Origin of the sequence: Acinetobacter sp. YH12249 (genome assembly GCF_013417475.1) — a bacterium.
Lineage (GTDB): Bacteria > Pseudomonadota > Gammaproteobacteria > Pseudomonadales > Moraxellaceae > Acinetobacter.
On record NZ_VPDX01000004.1, the window covers coordinates 148,872 to 172,921 of the forward strand.

The 24,050-nt window shown below is 42.8% G+C and carries 22 protein-coding genes and 1 pseudogene; 16 read left to right on the forward strand and 7 right to left on the reverse strand.

Annotated elements, in window-relative coordinates:
• Positions 1-3 precede the first annotated feature (3 nt).
• From FTV25_RS03940 to FTV25_RS03975, 8 genes are all read left to right on the forward strand, one after another.
• Positions 4-1,227, forward strand: a complete 1,224-nt coding sequence (locus FTV25_RS03940) for an SfnB family sulfur acquisition oxidoreductase (RefSeq protein ID WP_180002173.1) — start codon at positions 4-6, stop codon at positions 1,225-1,227.
• Entirely contained in the window at positions 1,227-2,651 is a 1,425-nt protein-coding gene (locus tag FTV25_RS03945) for an LLM class flavin-dependent oxidoreductase (protein WP_180002172.1), read from the forward strand. Before FTV25_RS03940 ends, FTV25_RS03945 begins: the two co-directional genes overlap by 1 nt.
• Positions 2,652-2,670: 19 nt before the next feature.
• A complete protein-coding gene (locus FTV25_RS03950) occupies positions 2,671-3,501 on the forward strand; it encodes a MetQ/NlpA family ABC transporter substrate-binding protein (protein WP_180002171.1) in 831 nt (276 codons plus the stop codon).
• Between the two features lie 9 nt (positions 3,502-3,510).
• Positions 3,511-4,347, forward strand: coding sequence for a MetQ/NlpA family ABC transporter substrate-binding protein (locus FTV25_RS03955; protein ID WP_180002170.1), 837 nt, complete (start codon positions 3,511-3,513; stop codon positions 4,345-4,347).
• A gap of 16 nt (positions 4,348-4,363) precedes the next feature.
• Positions 4,364-5,434, forward strand: coding sequence for a methionine ABC transporter ATP-binding protein (locus tag FTV25_RS03960; protein ID WP_180002243.1), 1,071 nt, complete (start codon positions 4,364-4,366; stop codon positions 5,432-5,434).
• On the forward strand, positions 5,415-6,074 hold the full coding sequence (locus FTV25_RS03965) for a methionine ABC transporter permease (RefSeq protein WP_163169519.1): 660 nt from the start codon (positions 5,415-5,417) through the stop codon (positions 6,072-6,074). The genes FTV25_RS03960 and FTV25_RS03965 overlap by 20 nt, the downstream gene beginning before the upstream one ends.
• Positions 6,075-6,185: 111 nt before the next feature.
• Positions 6,186-7,277, forward strand: coding sequence for a redox-regulated ATPase YchF (gene ychF / locus FTV25_RS03970; RefSeq protein ID WP_179993080.1), 1,092 nt, complete (start codon positions 6,186-6,188; stop codon positions 7,275-7,277).
• 213 nt (positions 7,278-7,490) lie between these two features.
• The gene (locus FTV25_RS03975; protein WP_180002169.1) at positions 7,491-8,105 is read left to right on the forward strand and encodes a superoxide dismutase; all 615 of its coding nucleotides are present in this window, start codon (positions 7,491-7,493) and stop codon (positions 8,103-8,105) included.
• Positions 8,106-8,632: 527 nt separating this feature from the next.
• Here FTV25_RS03975 and FTV25_RS03980 read toward each other — a convergent pair.
• Entirely contained in the window at positions 8,633-9,127 is a 495-nt protein-coding gene (locus tag FTV25_RS03980) for a hypothetical protein (RefSeq protein WP_159123256.1), read from the reverse strand.
• A 128-nt stretch (positions 9,128-9,255) separates the two neighbouring features.
• Between FTV25_RS03980 and FTV25_RS03985 the strand changes: the two genes are divergently transcribed.
• From FTV25_RS03985 to dapC, 6 genes are all read left to right on the forward strand, one after another.
• Positions 9,256-9,984, forward strand: a complete 729-nt coding sequence (locus tag FTV25_RS03985) for an AzlC family ABC transporter permease (RefSeq protein WP_171505577.1) — start codon at positions 9,256-9,258, stop codon at positions 9,982-9,984.
• A complete protein-coding gene (gene ygaH, locus FTV25_RS03990) occupies positions 9,981-10,328 on the forward strand; it encodes an L-valine transporter subunit YgaH (protein WP_163169516.1) in 348 nt (115 codons plus the stop codon). Before FTV25_RS03985 ends, ygaH begins: the two co-directional genes overlap by 4 nt.
• A gap of 95 nt (positions 10,329-10,423) precedes the next feature.
• Complete coding sequence (locus FTV25_RS03995) at positions 10,424-11,056, forward strand: hypothetical protein (protein ID WP_218947786.1); 633 nt, start codon at positions 10,424-10,426, stop codon at positions 11,054-11,056.
• A 127-nt stretch (positions 11,057-11,183) separates the two neighbouring features.
• Complete coding sequence (purT, locus tag FTV25_RS04000; RefSeq protein ID WP_180002242.1) at positions 11,184-12,398, forward strand: formate-dependent phosphoribosylglycinamide formyltransferase; 1,215 nt, start codon at positions 11,184-11,186, stop codon at positions 12,396-12,398.
• Positions 12,399-12,421: 23 nt separating this feature from the next.
• Entirely contained in the window at positions 12,422-15,088 is a 2,667-nt protein-coding gene (gene glnD, locus FTV25_RS04005; protein ID WP_180002167.1) for a [protein-PII] uridylyltransferase, read from the forward strand.
• 22 nt (positions 15,089-15,110) lie between these two features.
• Positions 15,111-16,280: a succinyldiaminopimelate transaminase gene (gene dapC, locus FTV25_RS04010; RefSeq protein ID WP_180002166.1), complete on the forward strand. Its 1,170-nt coding sequence runs from the start codon at positions 15,111-15,113 to the stop codon at positions 16,278-16,280.
• Between the two features lie 129 nt (positions 16,281-16,409).
• Here the strand turns inward: dapC and FTV25_RS04015 are convergent, their stop codons facing one another.
• Positions 16,410-16,886, reverse strand: a complete 477-nt coding sequence (locus tag FTV25_RS04015) for a glutathione peroxidase (protein WP_004784130.1) — start codon at positions 16,884-16,886, stop codon at positions 16,410-16,412.
• Positions 16,883-17,302, reverse strand: a complete 420-nt coding sequence (gene msrB, locus FTV25_RS04020; protein WP_004784131.1) for a peptide-methionine (R)-S-oxide reductase MsrB — start codon at positions 17,300-17,302, stop codon at positions 16,883-16,885. The genes FTV25_RS04015 and msrB overlap by 4 nt, the downstream gene beginning before the upstream one ends.
• A gap of 152 nt (positions 17,303-17,454) precedes the next feature.
• Here msrB and FTV25_RS04025 point away from each other — a divergent pair, with 152 nt between their 5' ends.
• Both FTV25_RS04025 and FTV25_RS04030 read left to right on the forward strand, forming a co-directional pair.
• Positions 17,455-18,690, forward strand: coding sequence for a pyridoxal phosphate-dependent aminotransferase (locus FTV25_RS04025; RefSeq protein WP_004784132.1), 1,236 nt, complete (start codon positions 17,455-17,457; stop codon positions 18,688-18,690).
• A 209-nt stretch (positions 18,691-18,899) separates the two neighbouring features.
• The gene (locus tag FTV25_RS04030) at positions 18,900-20,102 is read left to right on the forward strand and encodes a YbfB/YjiJ family MFS transporter (protein ID WP_180002165.1); all 1,203 of its coding nucleotides are present in this window, start codon (positions 18,900-18,902) and stop codon (positions 20,100-20,102) included.
• 74 nt (positions 20,103-20,176) lie between these two features.
• Here the strand turns inward: FTV25_RS04030 and FTV25_RS04035 are convergent, their stop codons facing one another.
• From FTV25_RS04035 to FTV25_RS04045, 4 genes and pseudogenes are all read right to left on the reverse strand, one after another.
• Positions 20,177-22,165, reverse strand: coding sequence for an acyltransferase family protein (locus FTV25_RS04035; protein WP_180002164.1), 1,989 nt, complete (start codon positions 22,163-22,165; stop codon positions 20,177-20,179).
• Positions 22,166-22,253: 88 nt separating this feature from the next.
• A complete protein-coding gene (locus FTV25_RS04040) occupies positions 22,254-22,817 on the reverse strand; it encodes a M23 family metallopeptidase (protein WP_180002163.1) in 564 nt (187 codons plus the stop codon).
• A gap of 161 nt (positions 22,818-22,978) precedes the next feature.
• Positions 22,979-23,107, reverse strand: a complete 129-nt coding sequence (locus FTV25_RS16040; protein ID WP_004784138.1) for a hypothetical protein — start codon at positions 23,105-23,107, stop codon at positions 22,979-22,981.
• Between the two features lie 747 nt (positions 23,108-23,854).
• A pseudogene (locus FTV25_RS04045) lies at positions 23,855-24,050 on the reverse strand (IS982 family transposase); the annotation flags it as partial.

Below are 24,050 nucleotides of genomic sequence, written 5' to 3' on the forward strand. Positions count from 1 at the left end.
GCCATGACTTCATTTCAAAACATTAGTCCATTGCAGTCAGAACAGCTGGCACATGCGCACATCATCAAATCTGATGAAGAAGCACTAGAAATTGCCCATAATCTGGCAGAGCAGTTCAAGATTAATTCAGTACAACGTGATGCTGAACGTATTCTGCCTTTCGAAGAAATCGAGGCTTATAGCCAGTCCGGGCTCTGGGCGATTACTGTACCTAAAGAATATGGTGGTGCAGAAGTATCTAGCTATACGGTGGCACAAGTGATTGCCCTGATGAGCGGTGTGGATGGATCAATCGGTCAGATTCCGCAAAACCATTTCTATGGTCTCGAAATCCTGCGCAATAACGGCACGGAGGAACAAAAACAGAAACTCTATGCCGAAGTCTTAAAAGGTGCTCGTTTTGGTAATGCCCTAGCTGAATTCAAGACCAAGACTGCTGCACAGCGCCAAACTGCGATTCGCAAAACCGAGCAAGGTTATGTCATTAACGGCGAAAAATTCTATTGCACCGGCAGCCTGTTTGCGCACCGCATTCCGACACTGGTCGTGCATGAAAGCGAACAGCAATTCCTGGCCTTTGTCCCACGTGACAGTGAAGGTCTGACCCTGATTGATGACTGGAGCGGTTTTGGCCAGCGTACCACTGGCAGCGGCACGGTGAAATTCGACAACGTGCAGGTGCTTGAGGAAGATGTGGTACGTTTTGATACGGCCTATTCCCGCCCAACCATTTCCGGTCCTTTCGCACAATTGCTACATGCCTCCATTGAAACCGGCATTGCCCGTGCTGCATTTGAGGAAACCTTGGACCGTGTACGTCAGGCGCGTCCGTGGATTGATTCTGGTGTGGACAAGGCCACCGATGATCCGCTGACCAAACTTGAACTGGGCCGTGTGGTAGCTGATGTGCGTGCTTCTGAAGTGTTACTCAAACAGGCCGCACGTTCTGTTGATGCCGCCAAGGTTGCTCCGACTGAGGTCAGTGTTGCCAAAGCCTCTCTAGATGTAGCCAAAGTACGTGCACACAGTTCTGAAACCGCATTAAAAGCATCATCGAAGCTGATTGAACTGGCTGGCAGTCGTGGTAGCCAGCGCGAAGATGGCTTAGACCGCTTCTGGCGTAATGCCCGCGTGCATACCCTGCATGATGCTTCACGATGGAAATACTATTTTATCGCCAATTATTTGCTGAATGGTGTTCTGCCTCCACGCCGGGGGACATTGTAATGACAAAGACTACAACAAACTCGAAAACTAAAAAAATCCTGCTGAACGCTTTTGATATGAACTGCGTGGGTCATATCAATCATGGCTTGTGGGCTCATCCGCGGGATGAATCACACCGTTTTAATGAACTGAGCTACTGGACTGATCTGGCGAAAACGCTGGAAAAAGGTCTGTTTGACGGCCTGTTCATTGCCGACATTACCGGAGTCTATGATGTCTATCAGAACGGCATTGACCTGACTCTAAGAGAATCCATTCAGTTACCCAGCCATGACCCAAGCACGTTGGTATCTGCCATGGCAGCAGTCACTGAGAATCTCGGTTTTGGTGTCACGGTGAATCTCAGCTATGAATCGCCATATCAGTTCGCCCGCCGTTTTGCCAGTCTGGATCACCTGACCCATGGCCGTATCGGCTGGAATATTGTCACCGGTTATCTGGACAGTGCACAACGTCTGATTGGTGAAAATGGCCTGAAAGACCATGATCTGCGCTATGAACAGGCCGAGGAATTTTTACAGCTGTGCTACAAGTTCTGGGAAAGCTCCTGGGAAGATGATGCTGTCTTAAAAGATAAGCAGCAGCGTATCTTTACTGATCCAGCCAAGGTGCATCAGATCAATCACCAAGGCCAGTTTTATCGCAGTCAGGGCGTATTCCAGGTTTCCCCTTCTGTTCAGCGTACGCCGGTACTATTCCAGGCTGGTGCATCACCGCGTGGTATGGCTTTCGCTACCCAGCATGCTGAAGGCATGTTTATTGGTGGTGAACATCCAGACAAGATCAAGAAACAGGTCGATCAGATTCGTCGTCAAGCGGTTGAACAAGGCCGTGATCCTGAAGCAATCAAAATTTTTGTCGGCATTACCGTCGTGACTGCAGCAACGGATGAACTAGCGCAGCAAAAGCTGGATGAATATCGCACCTATGCCAGCCCTGAAGCAGGTCTTGCACATTATTCCAGCTCAGTTGGCATTGACCTGTCCAAATTTGCTGATGATGAACCAATTCCTTACAAGAAGACCAATAGTATTGCGACGGTTAATGACAAATTCAAAGAGCAGCAGATCACACCCAATGACCTAAAAGCGCAACATGAGCTGGGTGGTCGTTATCCACTGATCGTAGGTAGTGGCGCAACGGCGGCAGAAAAACTGATTCAGCTGATTGATGAAACTGGTATTGATGGCTTCAACCTGACCCGCACGGTGGCACCTGAATCGCATCAGGATTTTATCCAATTTGTGATTCCTGAATTACAGCAGCGCGGACGCTATAAAACTGAATATGAACAAGGCAGTTTCAGACACAAACTGTTTCAGCAAGGTGACCGCTTACCTAGCGCGCATCCAGTACAGCAATTCCGATGTCAAAACTCTGCCTCTACCGCGAACACAAACTTAAAGCAAAAACAATCAGCATAAATTTATTTTGAGGTGCAACATGGCACAAACAGCTAAAACAAAATTCACCATGATTGGGGTGATTATTGCCGCCGTGATTATCGGCTTGGTGATCTGGAATCAACAAAAGAAATCCGGTTCGGATGAACTGGTGATTGGGATCAGCCCGTCCTTCGCTAAACCTTTACAAGTCGCAGCCGAAGAGGCCAAACAGCAAGACATCAATGTCAAACTGGTCGAGTTCTCAGACTGGAACACACCAAACATCACCCTGAATCATGGTGACATTGATGCTAACTTCTTCCAGCATCAGCCATTTTTGGATAATGCGAAGAAAGAAACTGATTTTAAAATCAAGGCGTTTGCCAAAGGTGCAGCAACTCATGTTGGTCTATATTCCAAGAAAATTAAGAGTCTGGATGAACTTAAAGACGGCGCGAAAGTTGTAGTGCCAAACGATCCAGTCAACCAAGGCCGTGCTCTATTGTTATTACAACAGGCTAAACTGGTGACTTTAAAAGATCCGAATAACCACCTTTCTAGCCTAAAAGATATTGCAGTGAATCCGAAAAATCTGCAATTCGTTGAGGTTGAAGGTCCGCAAACTGCACGTGCCATTGATGATGTTGATCTGGCTTTCGGTTACCCGCACTATCTACGTCTGGCTAAAACAGCTGATCCAGAACAAGCGTTGTTATTTGACTCTAACAAAGACAACCGTTACGCGATCCTATTTGCGGTACGTGAGGACTATCAGGACAAAAATGACAAGCTGAAAAAATTTGTTGAAATCTATCAGAACTCACCTCGCGTGAAGGAAGCATTAGATGCTGACTTCGGTGCGAAACTCTGGTTCCCAGGTTGGAAATAAGGTGCGATGATGACACAAGTAAATTCGTCAAATTCGAATGCAAAGAAGTGGATCATTGACGGTGTCATTTTGGCACTGATTCTCGGTCTGGCGGCTTACCGTTGGACCAAGGGTCAGCAGCAGGAGGATGTACTGACCATTGGCATTAGCCCACCTTATGCAGACTTATTGCAAAGTGTGGCTGATGAACTGAAACCGCAAGGTATTAATGTGAAACTGGTTGAATTTTCCGACTGGCATGCACCCAATGTCGCGGTACAGAATGGCGACATCGATGCTAACTTTTTCCAGCAAAGTGTGTACTTAGGAAATGTCATTCGCGAAACCAACTTCGATCTACATAGTTTCGCGCCCGGTACGGGTAGCCATGTCGGTTTATATTCTAAGAAATATAAATCGCTGGATGAGTTACCACAAAATGCCCGTGTGGTCATTCCAAATGATCCGGTGAATCTGGCACGTGCCTTGATCCTTCTTAACCGTGCAAAACTGATTGAACTGAAAAATATCAACAATGAATTATCAACCGTTAAAGACATCAAGAATAATCCTAAACAGTTGCAGTTTATTGAAGTTGAAGGCCCACAAACGGCACATGCCTTGAATGAAGCTGATCTGATCTTTGGTTATCCACATTATCTAAAACTTGCTAAAGCAGCAGATCCACATGATGCTCTGTTCCTGGATCCAATCGACAAGAAATACGCCATTCTGTTTGTGACACGCAAAGACTACGAAGATAAAAACCAGAAACTGGCGACTTTCGTAAAAGCTTTCCAGAATTCTGAAAAAGTCAAAGCAATTCTGGACCAGGATTTTGGTACTGGTATGTGGTTTGAAGGCTAGAAATAAGGTGAATACTATGGTGAGTTTTGGTTCTCAGATGGCGTTTTCCGTCCCACATATCAAAATCCGTGACCTGAATAAATACTATGAGGTACAAGGCAAATCGGTACATGCCTTGAAAAACATCAATCTGGATATTCCTGAAGGCAAGATCTTCGGGATTATCGGGAAAAGTGGTGCGGGGAAATCCTCGCTGCTACGTACCCTAAATGGTCTGGAACAGATCAGCGAAGGTCATATCCATATCCATCAGCAGGATTTGGCTGGCTTAACCCATGCTGAACTGATCCAGCTTCGTCAGCGTATTGGCATGATTTTTCAGCACTTCAACCTGATGTCTGCCAAAACCGTCTGGGAAAATGTAGCTCTGCCTTTAAAAGTTGCAAATTATAAAAAATCAGACATTGATGCGCGTGTAAACGAAGTGCTGCAACTGGTCGGCTTAAGCGATAAGGCTCAGAACTACCCTTCTCAGCTATCCGGTGGCCAAAAACAGCGTGTCGGTATTGCCCGCGCGCTGGTGCATCACCCGGAAATTCTACTCTGTGATGAAGCCACTTCTGCACTGGATCCGGAAAGCACTTCCGTGGTGTTATCACTGTTAAAAGAAATCAATCAGAAACTTGGTATTACCATTGTGCTGATCACCCATGAAATGCAAGTGATCCGTGAAATTTGCGATCAAGTCGTCGTGATTGAAAAAGGTGAAATTGTCGAATCCGGTGAAGTCTGGTCTGTATTCTCTAACCCACAGCAACAGATCACCCAGGAACTGCTGAATCTGGAACAACTGGAATTACCATTTGCGATTAGTCCTGAAGTAACAACAGATACCACGCATAGCATTATCAAACTGCGCTATGCCTCTAGTGTTCAGCATTCCCCAGATTTGAAAGTGATTTTCGAACAGTTCGAGCATCCGGTGCATCTCTATCAAAGTCATATCGACAGCATCCAAAATCATCTGGTCGGTAGCCTGATTGTCGCAGTTGCCGATCTAAACCTGGATACTGACTTACTTCAGCAAAAACTAAAACAACACATTGCACAGATTGAGGTGATTGGCTATGCACGACCAACTCATTGATTTATTACTAACAGGAACCACCGATACCCTCATCATGGTTGGTGTATCCGCAATCGTTGCCTTTCTGATTGGTTTACCGATGGCAGTAGTACTGGTCAGTACATCTGAACACGGGATCTATCCATCCAAACCCATTAATCAGGCTCTGGGCTGGATTGTAAATATTACCCGTTCGGTGCCTTTCCTGATTTTAATGGTCGCTTTAATTCCCCTTACCCGCTGGATTGTAGGCACCAGCTATGGCGTCTGGGCAGCAGTTGTACCTTTAACGTTGGCCGCGACTCCTTTCTTTGCGCGTATTGCTGAAGTGAGTTTACGTGAAGTCGATCAGGGACTGATTGAAGCGGCTCAAGCGATTGGCTGTAACCGTAAGCAAATTATCTGGTATGTGCTATTACCTGAAGCTTTACCAGGGATTGTGGCCGGTTTTACCGTCACTTTGGTGACCATGATTAACTCATCAGCAATTGCCGGTGCTATTGGTGCCGGTGGTCTGGGCGACATTGCCTACCGTTATGGCTATCAGCGTTTTGACATGCAGATCATGCTGGCGGTGATTGTGGTGCTGGTGATTCTGGTCATGCTGGTTCAGGCCACTGGTGACACCCTATCGAATCAGCTCGATAAACGTAAAATTTAAAAACATCTATTTCATAAGTTTTCAACAAAGCACCCAGCCATGACCTGACTTTGTCATGGCTTTCATGTAAAATCACTGGCAATTTTTATATAACGCTTTGTGAGTTATTTCATGGGTTTTAATTGTGGTATTGTAGGCCTGCCTAACGTTGGTAAATCTACGCTTTTCAATGCATTAACTAAAGCTGCAATTGCTGCGGAAAACTTCCCATTCTGTACGATTGAACCAAACACCGGTATCGTGCCTGTACCAGATCCACGCTTGGATAAACTTGCTGAAATCGTAAAACCACAACGCGTGGTACCAACTACCATGGAATTCGTGGACATCGCGGGTCTGGTTGCTGGTGCATCTAAAGGCGAAGGTCTGGGTAACCAGTTCCTGGCGAATATCCGTGAAACTGATGCAATTGCTCATGTTGTTCGTTGTTTCGAAGATGAAAACGTGATTCACGTCAACGGTAAAATTGATCCGCTTGATGACATCGCAACGATTAACACTGAACTTGCTCTAGCTGACCTTGAAACTGTGACTAAAGCAGTGACTCGTCTGGCAAAGTCTGCAAAAGGTGGCGATAAAGAAGCTGTAGCCACTAAAGCCGTTCTTGAAAAAATCCTACCTCTTCTAGATGAAGGCAAACCTGCCCGTGCAGCAAATCTGGATGATGATGAACGTAAACTGGTTCGTGGCTTTGGTCTATTAACACTTAAACCAACGATGTACATCGCTAACGTGGCAGAAGACGGTTTTGAAAATAATCCGCACCTCGATGCGGTACGTGAACTGGCAGCTGCTGAAAATGCAATCGTGGTTCCGCTTTGCAACCAGATTGAAGCTGAAATTTCATTGCTTGAAGATGAAGACCGTGCTGAATTCCTGGAAGCAATGGGTATGGAAGAGCCAGGTCTGAACGTGGTAATCCGCGCAGGTTATTCACTGCTTGGCCTACAAACTTACTTCACTGCCGGTGTACAGGAAGTTCGCGCCTGGACGGTTAAAGTCGGCGCTACTGCGCCTCAGGCAGCGGGTGTCATTCACACTGACTTCGAAAAAGGCTTTATCCGTGCAGAATGTATTGCTTATGATGATTTTGTACAGTATAACGGCGAAGCTGGCGCTAAAGAAGCAGGTAAATGGCGTCTAGAGGGTAAAACTTATATCGTTCAGGACGGTGACGTTCTGCACTTCCGTTTCAACGTATAAGTTGAAGCCAAAGAAAAGCCCCAAATCTGGGGCTTTTTTGTTACTAAATTTGGCTTCTTGCTATTCTCATACGCATCTTTACATCCTATTTATAAAAATCTCTTCCCATAACATTAATGATAATAATTCTCATTGTATTTAATACAACTCAAGCGTATTTTAAAATTTAGTCGAGAATTCCACTCACTCAATCACGCTTAAGGACAATTAAAAATGAGCTATACCCTTCCCGAACTCCCTTATGCTTATGATGCATTGGAACCGCATATTGATGCTAAAACCATGGAAATCCACCATGCCAAGCACCATCAAACTTATATCAACAACATCAATGCAGGTATTGAAGGCACAGAATGGGAAGATCTTTCTGTAGAAGAACTGGTGAGCAAAGCCAATCAGGTACCTGAAGATTTGAAAAATAATGTGATTAATAATGGCGGCGGTCATGCCAACCATTCCCTGTTCTGGACAGTAATGAGTCCAAGTGGAGGTGGCAATCCTCAAGGTGAAATTGCACAGGCGATCGACAAGGAGCTTGGCGGCTTTGAAGCCTTTAAAGAAGCTTTTACCAAGGCAGCCCTGACCCGTTTTGGTAGCGGATGGGCCTGGCTCAGCGTGGCACCTGATCAAACCATTATCATAGAAAGCAGCGCCAATCAGGACTCACCACTCATGCATGGCAATACCCCGATTCTAGGTCTGGATGTCTGGGAACATGCGTACTATTTGAAATACCAGAACCGTCGTCCTGAATATATTGCCGCTTTCTTTAATGTTGTGAACTGGAAGGAAGTGAATCGCCGTTATCTAGAAGCACTTTCAACATAAATGAACACAGTAGGACGTAATCTCATGTCTTGGCACTCTTTACGTTTGCTCTGCGGCCTCAGTATACTTTTGGGCGGAGCAGTGTTGTATCTAGAACGTCTGTTCATGTTGCTTTAAGACATGATCGTCTATTGTATGGGAAGCCTTATTCTGAGGCTTCTTTTAATTTTTGCTGTTTAATTTTTTCTATAGGGAGATGGATTTAAAATTTAAGAACGCAATTCACAGACATTGACGCTATCGAAGCCATTGGTACATGGTGCCACTTCACACGCATGAGAAGCTTGTACTCCACTTACTAAAACAGCACTCATACTTATCGCTAAAAACAATTTATTAAACATTTAAAATGACTCCAAAAATTAACTTTTATCTCTAAATCGCTTGATTATGAGTTAATTATAGGACTTTTTTAATGATTCAGGGCAATCTTTTTGATTTTAATTATTGTTTATTTATATAAATAGAATCGTTTTTTATAACAAAAAAGCGGAACCGAAGTCCCGCCTGAAGATTATAAAACCCGATTAAGACTGTTCAGCTACTGCATTACCTTTCTGCTTTGGATCAGTATTTCCCAGTTCAGGATGAGCAATAGCTCCCTGACATTGCTGTTTATCACGCTCATAGTCGGCCTGTTTCTGTGCCACGCTACTGCTATTTTCAACGGTGCTACGTGCCCAGATTTCCAGACTGGTTAACGCCTTGCGACATAAGGCATATTTTCCTTCCGTCACTGAGTCAGTCATTTTCACATTAATGCGCCAGTCAGTACTCAATTTACGGGCCGGTTGACGTACCTGAGCATCTATCTGTTCCATTTCCTTGTTATAAACCAGCGGATCGACTTCATTCATGAATTGCCATGCAGCATTGGCATAAGTGGTCGCATCATTGGAGAGTTTAGGTGCCGCTTTAATTTCGGCTTTTGGCGCTTGACTGTCATTTCCACAAGCTTGAAGAAATAAGGTGCTGCCGATTAAAACACCGACCAGCATTGCACGTGTCTTGAACATCAACATATCAGAATCGCCAGTTAAACATTTCGGCACTATGCTAGTAAATTCGCGTACAATACACAATCTTGATTTAATCCCTGTTTTAACTCTCTCCCTCAAGGTGTTTTGTGTCTGACCACAATCCAGTAGCGATGCAACCTGCCGGTTTCTGGCAAGGTGCCAAAGATAGCCAGGCCATTATATTTACTTACCTTCCGGTCTCCTTTGCCTTTGGCGTTTCTGCCACCCAGTTCGGCTTTACTGCCTGGGAAGCCTTATTTCTGTCCTGCTCCATGTATGCCGGTGCCAGTCAGTTTTTAGTTGTAGCGTTACTTGGTAGCGGTACTTCGATCTGGATGACTGCATTGACCGTGATTGCTTTGGACATTCGCCATCTTTTATACGGCCCAGCTTTACAAAACCTGATCCAAGATCGTTTAAACCTGAAGAAAACCGCAGTCTGGGCTTGGGGTCTTACTGATGAAGTCTTTGCTTCAGGTATGATCAAGCTGTCGCAACGGCGCCAAGAATGGTCAGAATCATGGATGTTAGGTCTAAGTCTGTTTAGCTGGCTGTCTTGGGCGACAGGTTCATTTTTAGGTGGATTATTTGCTGATCAGGTCAGTAATTTGCCACAATTCTTGCAGGCGGCTTTAGATTTCCTGCTACCTGCCCTGTTCTTAAGTTTCTTATTGGCAGCCTTTGAAAAGAAACACACCTTTGTGGTGACCATCACGATTATTGTCTCAGCAGTTGCCTGTTATTTTATCGATCTGTCCGCTGCGATCTTTATCGGCATCAGTTCCGGCATTTTGGCCGGCCTGTTCAAGCACTATGTGCTGAAAAAACCAGATCCTGAATATGCAGGAGATCAATCATGAATCTTGAAATTATTTTGGTCGGGATTATTGTCGGGATTGCCAATTTTGCCTCACGTTTTGGTCCATTCTATGTGATTCAAAAATTTCAGCAGGGTTCGCAAAAACGTGGTGCGCTATGGTTGAAAATTGCCTTGGGTTCGATTGGAATTGCTGCCATCAGTTCCATGCTGGTTGTGGCGACCTTACCGCCCTTATTGGAAACGCCAGATAAAAGCTTTGCCATGCTGATCGGTTTTATTGTACTCGCTGGACTGTATTTCAAGTTCAAGAAAATTGTCATGGCGACCTTAACTGCTGCTTTAACCTATGGTCTGATTTATACCTATATCCCCATGCCTTTTTAAGCCTTTTAGTAAATTAGAAATCTCATTCAAGACTTATGCTAAATTAAATGCATAAGTCTTTTTGATATAAGAAGAAAAATAAGGAAAATATTGGCATGTTCGAGCCAAAGCAAATGATTGAAGGGAAAATTTTTATTCATCATCGACGTGATGAAATGTTAGCTATTTTTAATCAATACGAATTACCCGGCTGTTATTTTGAATGTTTTATCAATGCACAGAATTTTACTGGTCATTTTGTAGAAGTGGTTGCTGAACCCTCAGATCATGTCCGTGTCATTTATATTCAGAAGCATGGCAAAAATAAAATCGTTGTCCTATATAACCAGACTCAACAGGTGATCCATCTGCATCCTAAACAAATCATTTTTAGCCGATGGAGCCTGTTACATAAAGGCATTCCAAATCTCATTTATGTATTTTGCTTTAGTATAATTTTACTGTTTCTATTTTTTGCACTTGTCGCAGTGTCAAATCATCAATTCCACTTTTTCACTGTATTCTTAGATGCACTGCAATTTTCAGGATTTGGTTTATTGCTATGGATATTTGGTTTTATCTGTCCTTTTGTCATTCCCTTTTATGCCTTTAAGAGAATACAAAGTCTGAAACTTCTCTATCAACTTCAGCTCAATGACAAGCAAATTTTGCATATGGAAAAACTCAATCCGCAAAACCGGATTTATCATTTAAACCCGGTGAAAAATACAGTAAAGCGAACTGCCTGATTTCAGATGCAATTCTCTATAAACTTTTATAAATAAAACTGCTGGCTAATATCACAATTTTGTATGAAACTCGGCTTATCTCGGCATTGAGTTCTGTTATGCTAAAAGTCCATAAAATCAAGCATGGATAATACACATGAACGTGACTATTGGTACTCCTCTTCAATCTTCAGCTTTTAAAGTTCTATTGCTAGGTTCAGGAGAACTAGGTAAGGAAGTGGTGATTTCCTTGCAACGTTTAGGTGTAGAAGTTCATGCTGCAGATCGTTATGCAGATGCTCCTGCCATGCAGGTGGCACATTTTTCTTATGCCTTAAATATGGCAGATGCAGCGGAACTCAAACAGCTTATTCAAAAAATTCAGCCGCATCTCATTGTTCCTGAAATTGAAGCGATTGCGACCGAAGTGCTGGTTGAAATTGAAGAACAGAATATTGCAACCGTAATTCCTTCAGCTAAAGCAGTGAACCTGACCATGAACCGTGAAGGCATTCGTCGTCTGGCGGCTGAAGAACTAGGCTTACCGACCTCTGCTTATCGCTTTGCCGATTCTCTGGAATCTTTCCGCGCAGCCTGTGATGACATTGGTTATCCAAACTTTGTGAAGCCGGTGATGTCTTCTTCAGGTAAAGGCCAATCTCGCGTGAAAAGTTTTGAAGAAGTCGATGCTGCTTGGGAATATGCGCAAACAGGTGGTCGAGTTAATCAGGGCAAAGTGATTGTCGAATCACAGATTGATTTTGATTTTGAAATTACCCTGCTTACTGTGCGGGCTAAGAATCCTCAAACTGGCGAAATCGAAACCTCATACTGTGATCCAATCGGACACCGTCAGGACTCAGGCGACTATGTAGAAAGCTGGCAGCCTCAGCCAATGAGCCCAGCTGCTCTGGAAGAATCAAAACGTATCGCCAATAAAGTCACCACGGCATTGGGCGGTTGCGGCATTTTTGGTGTAGAACTCTTTGTCAAAGGCGACAAAGTATGGTTTAGTGAGGTTTCACCTCGCCCGCATGACACTGGTCTGGTCACTTTGGCTTCCCAGTTCCAGAGTGAATTTGAACTGCATGCCCGTGCTATTTTAGGCTTACCAGTCAATACAGCTCGCCATAGTGTGGCTGCCAGTGCCGTGATTTACGCAGGTGTCGATGATCGCAATCTTTCATTTTCTGGCCTGAATCTTGCTTTAGCCCATGCCGATACCGATTTACGCCTGTTTGGTAAACCTGAAGGTTTTAAACGCCGCCGTATGGGTGTCGCGACTGCGCGTGCTGAAAGCATTGAACAGGCTCGCGAGCTGGCTCAACAGGTTGCTGACCAAGTTAATGTGAATCAAAATTAAGTAAATAAAACGGACCCCTGTTCATGATCAATACCTCCCCGCTGCTGAATTACATAAAAAGTCACAATGACATCAAAGCGATCAATCAATGGCGTAGCGATGTAGAAAATCAGCTTCAGGAATGTTTTGAAAATGGACAGTCCATCCGTGACATCATTCAGGCCCGTTCTAACCTGATTGATGAAGCTCTGCAATTCTTATGGAATCATGCTGGACTGGATCAGACTGATTTGGCGCTTTTTGCAGTCGGCGGTTATGGCCGCCGCGAAATGCTGCCATATTCAGATGTCGATATCATGATCCTCTCAGAAGATGATTTCACTTCAGAGCAGGAAAAGCTGATCTCCAGCTTTATTTCTTCGCTTTGGGATGTCGGTAATTTCAAACCGGGCATCAGTGTCCGTACTATCAATGAATGTGTCAATCAGGCCAGCAGTGACCTTACTGTAGCGACGTCCTTAATCGAGGCACGTCTAATCATTGGTAATGAAAATTTAACCAAGTGGCCACGCCGGATCGTGTCACAAACCTGGACAGATAAAACCTTTTTTGATGCGAAAATGGACGAGCAGCACAAACGCTATGCTCAGCACAATAATACTGAAAGCAATCTGGAACCGGATATTAAAAATGCACCGGGCGGTATCCGTGATATTAATCAGATTGGCTGGATTGCCAAACGTCATTTCCGTGTCAACCGTATTTATGACCTGGTGCATCTGGGCTTTATTTCAGAGTTTGAACTTGCCGTACTCGAAGAAGCTGAAAGCTTTCTCTGGGAAATTCGTCATCATTTACACCGCCTGACCAAGCGCGATGAAAACCGCTTGCTGTTTGATTATCAACGGGATATTGCAGCGATGTTTGGCTATACCCGTGAAGAAGGTCAGTCACCGAACTATCCAATCGAACAGTTCATGAAGCGCTATTACCGTAGCGCGCAGCAGGTTTCGACTCTGAATGAAATGCTACTGGCTTATTTTAATGAATCAGTCATTACCCCACGTTTACCCCAATATGAACGCCAGATTGAAGAAATTAATGAAAACTTTAAACTGGTCGATGGCAAGTTAGCAGTTCAACATCACAAGATTTTCTCGGAAAAGCCAAGTGCCATTCTGGAAATCTTCTATTTGCTGGCCAATCGTCCTGAAATTGAGGGTATTCGCGCGCGTACTTTACGTCTGCTTACTCTGGCAGCTAAACGTATTGATCAGGATTTCCGTGATAATCCGGTACACCAAGCCCTGTTTATGGCCATCATTCGTTCACCGCATCGCCTGTACGAAACGCTAGTTGCGATGAAACGTTATGGTGTTCTGGGCAAATATATTCCGGCTTTCGGACAGATTACCGGCTTGATGCAATATGACCTGTTCCATATCTATACCGTGGATGCACATACCCTGCTCTTGATCCGCAATCTGAACCGCTTCAAAGAACCCGAATTTGCCAAAGAATTCCCAGTGGTCAGCTCCGTGTTCCAGCGTCTGGCACGTCGTGACATTGTTTATCTAGCGGCTATTTTCCATGACATTGCCAAAGGTCGTGGCGGTGATCATAGTGAGCTTGGTGCAGCCGATGCGATTCAGTTCTGCCGTACCCATGGCTTTACCGAACGTGAATGCAATCTGGTTGCCTGGCTGATTGAAAACCATTTGTCCATGTCAGTGACCTCACAGAAAAAAGACATTTCCGATCCGGATGTGGTCAAAGAATTTGCTGAAAAAATGGGAGATATGGAGCATCTGGATTATCTGTATACCCTAACCGTGGCAGATATTAATGCGACCAATCCAAAACTCTGGAATACCTGGCGTTCATCTTTGATGCGTCAACTCTATACGCATGCGCGTGATGTCATCCGTTCCGGTCTTGGTCGTCCGGTTGATTATCAGATGCTGATTGAAGATACCAAATTCGAAGCCAGTGAACGTCTGGTAGAACATTTCTCGCTTTATGACGTTGAAAAAGTCTGGCAGGAACTGGGCGATGACTACTTCCTGAAAGAATCTGCCGATGAAATCGCCTGGCATACCCGCGCCATTCTGGAACATGGCGATAATCCTGCACCATTGGTATTAATGCGTGCACATCGTAAATATGCACAGGATGCCGTGCAGATCTTCATCTATACCCAAGACAAACCAAATCTGTTCGCTACCACGGTTGCTGTTCTGGATCGCATGAATCTGGACGTTCAGGATGCCCGGATTATTACCGCAACCAAAGCTTTCAGTCTGGATACCTATGTTGTCCTTGACCGTTTTGGCACCCTTCTGACCGATCCGGAACGTGAAGCTACCGTCATTGAAGCCTTACAGGATGCCTTAAGTCATTCTGATGAATATCCAGGTCTGATGCAGCGCCGGATTCCGCGTCAGTTACGTCATTTTGATATTGAAAATACCGTCGATATCACCCTTAATGAAGCTTTAAACCAGAATATGGTTGAAATTGCGACACTTGACCATCCTGGTTTACTTGCGAAAATTGGCGGTTTATTTATGATGCAGGGTCTGGATATTCACTCTGCCAAAATTGCTACGCTTGGCGAACGTGCTGAAGATATTTTCTTTGTCACCAAAAAAGATGGCAGCCCAATGACCCAAATAGAGTCTGACAATTTTGCAGCGGCATTAAAAGCTGCTCTAGATGAGGCCTCACATCAGGTCAATGCTCAACACTAACACACTGCTCGGTAACACATTCATGAACTCTAGCTTGTCTTTATTGCATCCATATCCGTTTGAAAAGTTGAATAAACTTTTTGCGGATATCCAGCCTGCGAATATGCCTTTGATTCCCCTTTCAATTGGTGAACCAAAGCATCCAGCACCCGAGTTTGTGAAACAGGCGATTATTGATAATTTTCAGCATCTATCGACTTATCCGAACAGCAAAGGCTTACCTGAATTACGAGAAAGCATTGCCAACTGGCTGACTCGTCGTTTTAAACTGAATAGCATCAGTGCAGACAGCAATGTATTACCGGTCTCTGGTACCCGTGAAGCAATCTTTTCTTTTGTTCAGGCGCTGATTAATCGTGAAGATGCGCCTTATGTGGTGATGCCAAACCCTTTCTACCAGATTTATGAAGGTGCTACCCTGCTTGCAGGTGCAAAACCTTATTTCATTAACTGTACTGAAGAAAATGACTACTTAGGCGACTTTGATTCAGTTCCGGCTGAAGTCTGGGAAAAAACTGCCCTGTTATTTGTGTGTACACCGGGCAACCCAACAGGTGCTGTTCTTTCTAAAGAGCAGTTTAAAAAGCTGATTGCACTGTCAGACAAATATGATTTTGTCATTGCTTCTGATGAATGCTATTCAGAACTCTGGTTTAATGAAGCACCGACAGGTTTACTGGAAGTGTGTGCCGAGATTGGCCGAGATGACTATAAAAACTGTGTCGTTTTCCATTCTCTATCTAAACGCTCCAACCTGCCAGGCATGCGTTCAGGCTTTGTTGCAGGTGATGCCACTTTACTCAAACCTTATCTGCAATACCGTACTTATCACGGTGCAGCGATGCCGGTGCAACACCAGTTAGCATCAATTGCAGCCTGGAGTGATGAAGCGCATGTAGAAGAAAACCGGGTACAGTATCGTGCCAAGTTCGATCTGTTCCAGAAAGAATTGGGGCACTTGCTTCCGCTGAAAAAACCGGATGCGGGTTTCTACTATTGGCTCAAAGTGGACAATGATGAAGCTTTTGCCAAAATGTTGATGGAAAAAGCGCATATCAAAGTATTGCCAGGCCGTTATCTGTCTCGTGAAACTACGCAAGGTAACCCGGGTGAAAATCATGTGCGTCTGGCATTGGTGGCTGATCTGGCACAATGTGAACAGGTAATTCAGCGTTTAAAAGCGATTCTTTAATCTTTTAAGATCTAAACACAAATAAAAAACCCACTTTCCAGAAGTGGGTTTTTTATGGATTTTGGCTACAAATTATTCTTCTATTTCACTTATTTTCTATTCATTAGAAATTAGACATTTCAAATAAACTTATAAAACCTTTTCAATTTCTGTTTCGAGATCTTCAGGTTTGGTGGTAGGTGCAAAACGGTTTAATACCTTGCCATCACGACCAATCAGAAATTTGGTGAAATTCCACTTAATGCCATTTCCTAGAATTCCTTTGGAATTATTGGTCAAGTAACGGAAGATTGCATGCGCTTCCGGACCTTTAACATCTACCTTGGAAAACATTGGGAAAGAAACCCCATAATTTTTCTGACAAAATTCCCCGATCTGTTCATTTGAACCTGGATCCTGTCCGCCAAACTGATTGCATGGAAAACCTAAAACTTCCAGTCCCTGCTCTTTATATTTCTGGTAAAGCTTTTCCAGACCTGCAAATTGTGGAGTGAAACCACATTTACTCGCGGTATTTACGATTAAAAGTACTTTTCCTTCATAATCTGCAAGCCGTTTGTTTTTCCCATCTAACAACTCAGCTTCAAACTGATAAATGCTGGTCATGGATAAGTTTCCTCGTCAGTTTTTTCTTGTGTTTGTAATTCTAAAGAGGCCGAGTTTACACAATAACGTAAGCCAGTCGGTTCCGGACCATCCGGGAAAACGTGCCCCAAATGTGCATCACAATGATGGCAAACAATTTCTGTTCTCACCATACCATGTGAAGTATCAGGTAATTCTTCTACAACTGAGCTGCTCACAGGACGATAGAAACTTGGCCAGCCGCAACCGCTGTCATATTTAGTGGTTGAAGAAAACAGTGGTGTACCACAGCAACGGCAGACATAAGTCCCTTCCTGTTTTGTATTCCAGTACTTACCTGTGAATGCCGGTTCAGTTCCTTTTTCACGCGTAATGCGAAACTCTTCTGGTGATAACTCTCTTTGCCATTCCCGGTCTGTTTTATTGAGTTTTCCCATCACTAACTCCTTTAAATCTTTGACATTCAATGTCATGCTTCAGTACTTCCATATTTACGCTAGAGATGAAAAAATTTCTAGCGAAATTTCAGCATAGATTGTGATATTTGCGTAATCTATAGGTTTAACTTAAAAATTAATTGGATGGAATTATGTCCGGTATTGGTAACACCCCCCCTCGCGAGATCAAGAAATCGTCTAAGCTTGAGCATGTTTGCTACGACATTCGCGGACCAGTGTTACGAGCGGCCAACGAGATGGAAGAAGCCGGACATAAAATTATCAAACTGAATATCGGAAATCCCGCCCCATTCGGCTTTGAAGCCCCGCAAGAAATCATTAATGATGTTGCACTGAACCTGCCAAATGCAATTGGTTATACGGATTCCAAAGGAATTTTCCCGGCACGTAAAGCGATCTGCCAGTATTACCAGCAAAAAGGCATTCTGGATATGCACGTGAACGACGTGTATGTCGGCAATGGCGTATCTGAGCTGATTGTAATGGCGATGCAAGGCCTGCTGGATGATGGCGATGAGATGCTGATTCCAATGCCGGATTATCCATTATGGACTGCGGCAGTGAACCTGTCTGGCGGTACTGCGATTCACTATAAATGTGATGAAGAAGATCACTGGTATCCTGATATTGCGGATATGGAAAGCAAAATCACGCCAAATACCCGCGGGATCGTGATTATCAACCCGAATAATCCAACTGGGTCGGTTTATCCGCGTCATGTATTACAGCAAATCGTTGATTTGGCGAAGAAATATGACTTAATCCTGTTTGCAGACGAAATCTATGACAAGATCGTTTACGATGGCATTGAACATGTGTCAGTAGCTTCACTCGCAGGCAAGCAATTATGTGTATCGTTCAACGGTTTATCTAAGGCCTATCGTATTGCTGGCTATCGCTCAGGCTGGATGGCGATTACTGGTGATAAATCACGGGCAATGGACTACATTGAAGGCCTAGATATGCTGGCTTCAATGCGTCTTTGCGCGAATCACCAAGCACAATATGCAATTCAGACTGCACTCGGTGGCTATCAGTCTATTAATGACCTGATCCGCCCAGGTGGCCGCCTATATGAACAGCGCAATATTGCCTGGGAAATGCTGAACGAGATTCCAGGGGTATCTTGTGTAAAACCTGAAGGTGCGATGTACTGTTTCCCTCGTCTTGATCCTGAAATCTATCCAGTTGAGGATGACGAGAAACTGATGCTTGATCTGTTACGTGCCGAAAAAGTTCTATTGGTTCAAGGTACTGGCTTCAACTGGCCAACACCGGATCACTTCCGTGTGGTATTCCTGCCAGCAGAAAATGAACTGCGTGAAGCGATTACCCGTTTAGGTCGTTTCCTGGCAAAAATGCGTTAATTTATAAAATTAATTCCAAAAAACCGCATTCATGAATGCGGTTTTTTATTGTCTAAAAAGTTCCGCGCTAAGCTTTACAGATATTTACAATAGAAGCATGCTGTTAATCTAGAGTTTCTTTTTTTAATAAAATCTATTCAGCCTTTTCTCCTTTAGCTTGATGATTCATGCTATTTTTTGAACAAATATAAAAATCCAAGAGTACATGGATGTCCTCAAATACGGTCAAGCTTAGCCTTTTTCTCTGCCTGAGTATGTGCTTAGGCATCGGCATTCTGCGTTTTTCCTATACCGCCCTGTTACCTGGTACACGTGAAGCCTTTGCCTGGAGCGCGAGTTTTGCCAGTCTTTTAGGTAGTGCCAATCTGCTGGGCTATTTAATGGGTGCTTTTGCAGCGATGCGCTTGCCCCAAGACCGAAGCATGAGTACTTATATCCAGCTTGCTGCAATAGCTGGAATGGTTAGCCTATTCTGTTGCGCTTTTTCAGGGTTTTCTGAAATCTGGTATATCAGCTGGCGCGTGATTTCCGGTATTAGTGGTGGCCTGCTCATGATTTTGTCACCAAGTGTCGTGGCTCAGTGCTGTGATTTAAAAGACCGTTTTAAAATCAATTTTATTGGTTTTAGCGGGATTGGATTAGGGGTTTTATTAGCTACCCTGTTTTTGCCTTATCTTGACCAGATTTCCATACGTACGGCCTGGCTGATCTTATGTGGGTTTGCCCTGATGATTTGTATCTGCTTAAGCCTACTGATACCACAATTTAAACCATATCTAGCTAAACAATCTGTTTCTCATCATGCTCAAGTACCTTTAAATACAGTCTTTTATAGTTTACTGGCGGTTTATGCCTGTAGTGCATTTGCCTATATTCCGCATTCCCTGTTCTGGATTGACTATCTCAGCCATGAACTAGGATTAAGCTTATTCTGGATTAACTTTAACTGGATTCTATATGGATTAGGCAGTGCCTTAGGTGCTTTTTCTGCTTATGTCCTGGCAAGAAAATTTGGCAATTTTACTGCCCTAAAGATTCTTTATAGTGTATATATTCTGGCGATTTTTATCGCGACTTTAAATGCTAACCCGTTCCTCACTTTCAGTTCTTCTTTTTTTACCGGAATGTTGAATCCCGCTGTAGTTTTCCTTACCTCTTATACCATTTTGCAACTGTATGGACTGGCCTATAAAAAGCTCTGGAGTATTGCGACTCTATGTTTTGCCTCTGTTCAGCTGATTGGAGGATTAAGTTTTAGCGCCCTGCAATATCTAGGATTGAACTATCATCAACAGTTTATGCTGGCCGCTTTAGTTTTATTAGCCGGAACTTTGCAATTGGTCTGGAATACACGTTCCTCCAAATATAAGACGAATGAGCAACCGGTTTCTATTCAAGAAGAAAAGAATTAAATAAAGATTAAAATCGGTCAATGCCCCAAATCCCAATTGATAAAACCACATTATTAAACGTGGTTTTATTCCATTTAATCTTTCTTCAAATCTTTAAGCGGGTTACCAAACTGTTTTAGATATTCAACGCCTAATTGCCGTGAACCCTGATCATTAAGATGATTATCATCCTTAAAACGATACAAAGGCACATCATTCAGCATCGTTTTACATGCCTGCTGATCACAGATGACTTTGGTTGGATCAACGATTTTCAATTGCGGATATTTCAGTTTTGCTTCTGCCAAAATCTGATTGAATTGCTTTAAATGTGCTTCATAACTTTTTCGAGAAACTGTACATGAAGCGTCTCGATGAAGAATCTCTTTACGAATATTACAATCAGATGGAATCCCTTCCCAGTCTAGATGTGGTACATCATTAATTAGCACCACCTGATCACTAGATTGATGGGCAATTTCTAAGGCTTTTATCAAACCTGCTTTAAATATCTCTTCCTCAGTATGATGGACACTATCTTTAAGTTTTACATCATCGTCAAAATACTGCGCATAAGATCCCGCCAGAATAATCATTGGATAATGGGTTTCTTTAAGATGTGCAGTAATAGCATCATTACGTTTTTGGAATTTGGTCAGTTCTTTCCATTGATTCAGCTTTAACTCAAATCGCTGCACACCTGGCAGATAAAAGGTCGAACTTTGCGTTGCATCATAACCGCGTAAATTGGCGTCCTTTGCCCATTCATCCAGCATTGCAGTATAAGCATTGGCATGCGAATCGCCAATCAACAGGAAATCAATATCTTCTTTAGATTGTCCTAAGACACAATCTTGAGCATTGGGTAAAACATTTGGATCCGCGGTATCCATGCAGTTACTACGAATCACATGTGCATACGTGTGTAATGCTTCCTGTTTGTCATGCACCGATTTTGGAAAACGCTCCGGGAAACCTTCATGTGTTTTGATGGTTTGGGCGATCGCAATAAAACTGACTGCAGGTAACAGAAATCCAAGAATAATCACTTTATAATTTGCAGCCATCACAAAGCGTTTCAGGGGTGTTTCAGCCAGTTTATAAGTCAGAAATGCACATATAAGTGATAGGAAAACAATAATAATCTGATTTTCCAGATTCAAGGGCAGCATATAAATGCCAAAGAACACGATTATCGGCCAGTGCCATAGATACAGAGGATATGAAATTTTACCAATCCATGTACTAAGACGATTACTCAATAATAAATTACTTGAAGCTATGGATTGTCCCAGATAAATAATCAGTGCTGTTGCAAGACACGGGATCAATGCCATCAGTCCTGGGAATGGGGTTTGCTGATCAAAATAAATTGCAGTTGCAAATAGAACACTTACCCCAGCCCAGACCAATCCCTGTAATAGTTTTTTTGGCAGATTTGGTTTTGGCAAGCAGCTAATCAATGCACCAATCAACAACTCAAATGCTCGTACCGGCATACTATAATAAGCTTTGGCCGGATTATGAGTCAGTTGCTGCTGGGCATATAGAACCAAAGCGACAATGAATACACTAATGACAACCCAAAGATATTTACGCGAGGTCTTACTCAAGAATAGCCATAGCAAGAGCGGCCAGAAAATATAAAACTGCTCTTCTACGCCCAATGACCATAAATGTAATAACGGCACATTTTCTACATTCGGGCTGAAATAATCTCCTACCTCATTCCGCATATACAGATTGGCAATAAGCACAGTCGCATACATGACGCTTTTAAAATATTCCGTCAGCTCACCCGGCAACATCACCTGCCAGGCAATTAGGCTGACAATTGCCAGTACAGTAAAATATGCAGGTGCCAGACGGATCACCCGTTTCTTATAAAACCGCGCAATTGAAAATTGCTGCAACTCAATATCGCGCGTCAGAATGGTCGTGATGAGATAGCCGGAAATGACAAAGAAAATATCAACACCAATATAGCCGCCAGAAAATAATGACCAGCCGAGATGATTGAAAATAACCAATGATACTGCAATAGCTCTCAGGCCATCGATATCTGGTCGATAAGCAAAACTCATAAAAACAGGAAAAGCGGGAGATACGCTATTTTATGCTTTTCATTCTTTAGATGGCGATCTTTTACATTTTTTTTACATTCACCTGCACTTATTCCAATTCTTCTACCTTTAAATAAGGATAAGGATTGGTTGCACCTTCCCCACTGAGATAAATCCCATAATGCAAATGTGGTGGTGTATTTTTCGCATTACCGGTATTACCGACATAGGCAATGATTTCACCTGCTTCTACCCAGTCTCCTTCCTGAATATGTTCAGCATAATCCTCCAGATGTGCATAATAATGTTGGCTTAAATTCGGACCAGTAATCCAGATAACTTTACCTCCTAAATTATTGGTTCCAATCTTGCGGACGATCCCTTGGGTCGCACTGACTACCGGTGTACCTCGTTGAGCAAAAATATCAGTCCCCTCATGTTTGCGACCTTCACTCCGTGCTCCACCCCAAGTATCCTGAATCTGACGTGCTGTTACTCCTTGTACAGGAATTTCTATTGGTCTAATCAGCTCAGCTTTTTTTAATTGCCAGTACAGATACGGGCTTTTCCAGCCCGCTGGCTCACCTGATGGCGGTGGCTGACAGGCAGTAAGTAATATACTTAAGGAAAATATTAAAAGCAGGATTTTGGGAATTTTCACAATAGCTCGCATTGCCGTTTAATGAGTGGTTCGTTTTATCTTAAGGAATACAGAAAAATTTAAAGTCAAAATCCTGTTATTTTTAGTGATATTTTTTCCAGATTATTTGTCGGAAACAGTCTTAAAAATAACAAAACCCTCAGCTGAGGGTTTTGTTGAATCAAGTCTAAATTTTATTTACGCTTTTTCGCACGAGATGGTTTAGAGGGTTGCTGCTGTTGCTGTTGTTGCTCTTCATTTTGAGCACTGTCCTTTTTATCCTTTTGCTGAACCTGCTTGTGTTTTGCTCTTGATTTAGCCATAGAATAAACTCCTTTGGAGAACTGTCTCTATCACTGGAAGTTGCATTAATCACTCTAACCTTTATATAAAATAAGCCAATCGCTGAGCTGTATCCAAATACGTCAATGTAAAAGCATCTTTAGTTAAGTCATTCAATTCTGATTAGATCTTTATTCGAGGTATTTACATCGCTTACATAGCGTTGCATGTTGATACCTGTTTTAACTCTGAATATAAATATGGTTTTCTGAATAAAACCCTTCAAAAAATCTAACAATAGATGTGGATCCAACGTGATGATCCAAATTTAGCATTGATGTATCAACGTTCACAAAGTTTCCAGTTCAGACTCAGACCAACACAGTAATAGTATATTTAGCATGAGAGGCTACAAAAATGTAGACCACAGTTTTCGCAGTCAAGGAATAACTGGATGATAAGGTAAATTGAATATTAGATCTGTATTCAGAGTCATCTTGTCACAATTTTGAAGTTTAACAATTTATTAATTTTGATTGTGCTACTACTTGCATAGAATCTGCTAAGGTTCAAATATTCTTAGCTCTATAATATTTTTATTGTTCCTATTTGAACTATTTTTTAATCCACATTATTTTATTCAATAAATAGTTAGATTTTCTTTAAAGGAATTAAATTCTAAGGTTATAAAATTTATATCTTCCAAGTTATAAATTTAAGAACATTTCTTTAATTAATTCTACAAAATAATTCATAAGATAATTGTTCTTACATAACCCGAATCCTGCTTAAGCCGATGACTTCATAATTTGAATTGTTGGCTTATTTTTATGGATCAGTTGATATGCACACAAGGGCGCGTAAATCCCTCCTAGAAATCCATGAACACTACGTGCTTTGCTTGTCACTAAATTGTACTGACCTTTCAATAAACTGAATAAAGTCTCTATCTTATTGCGCTGTTTTAAGTGATATTTATCTGAC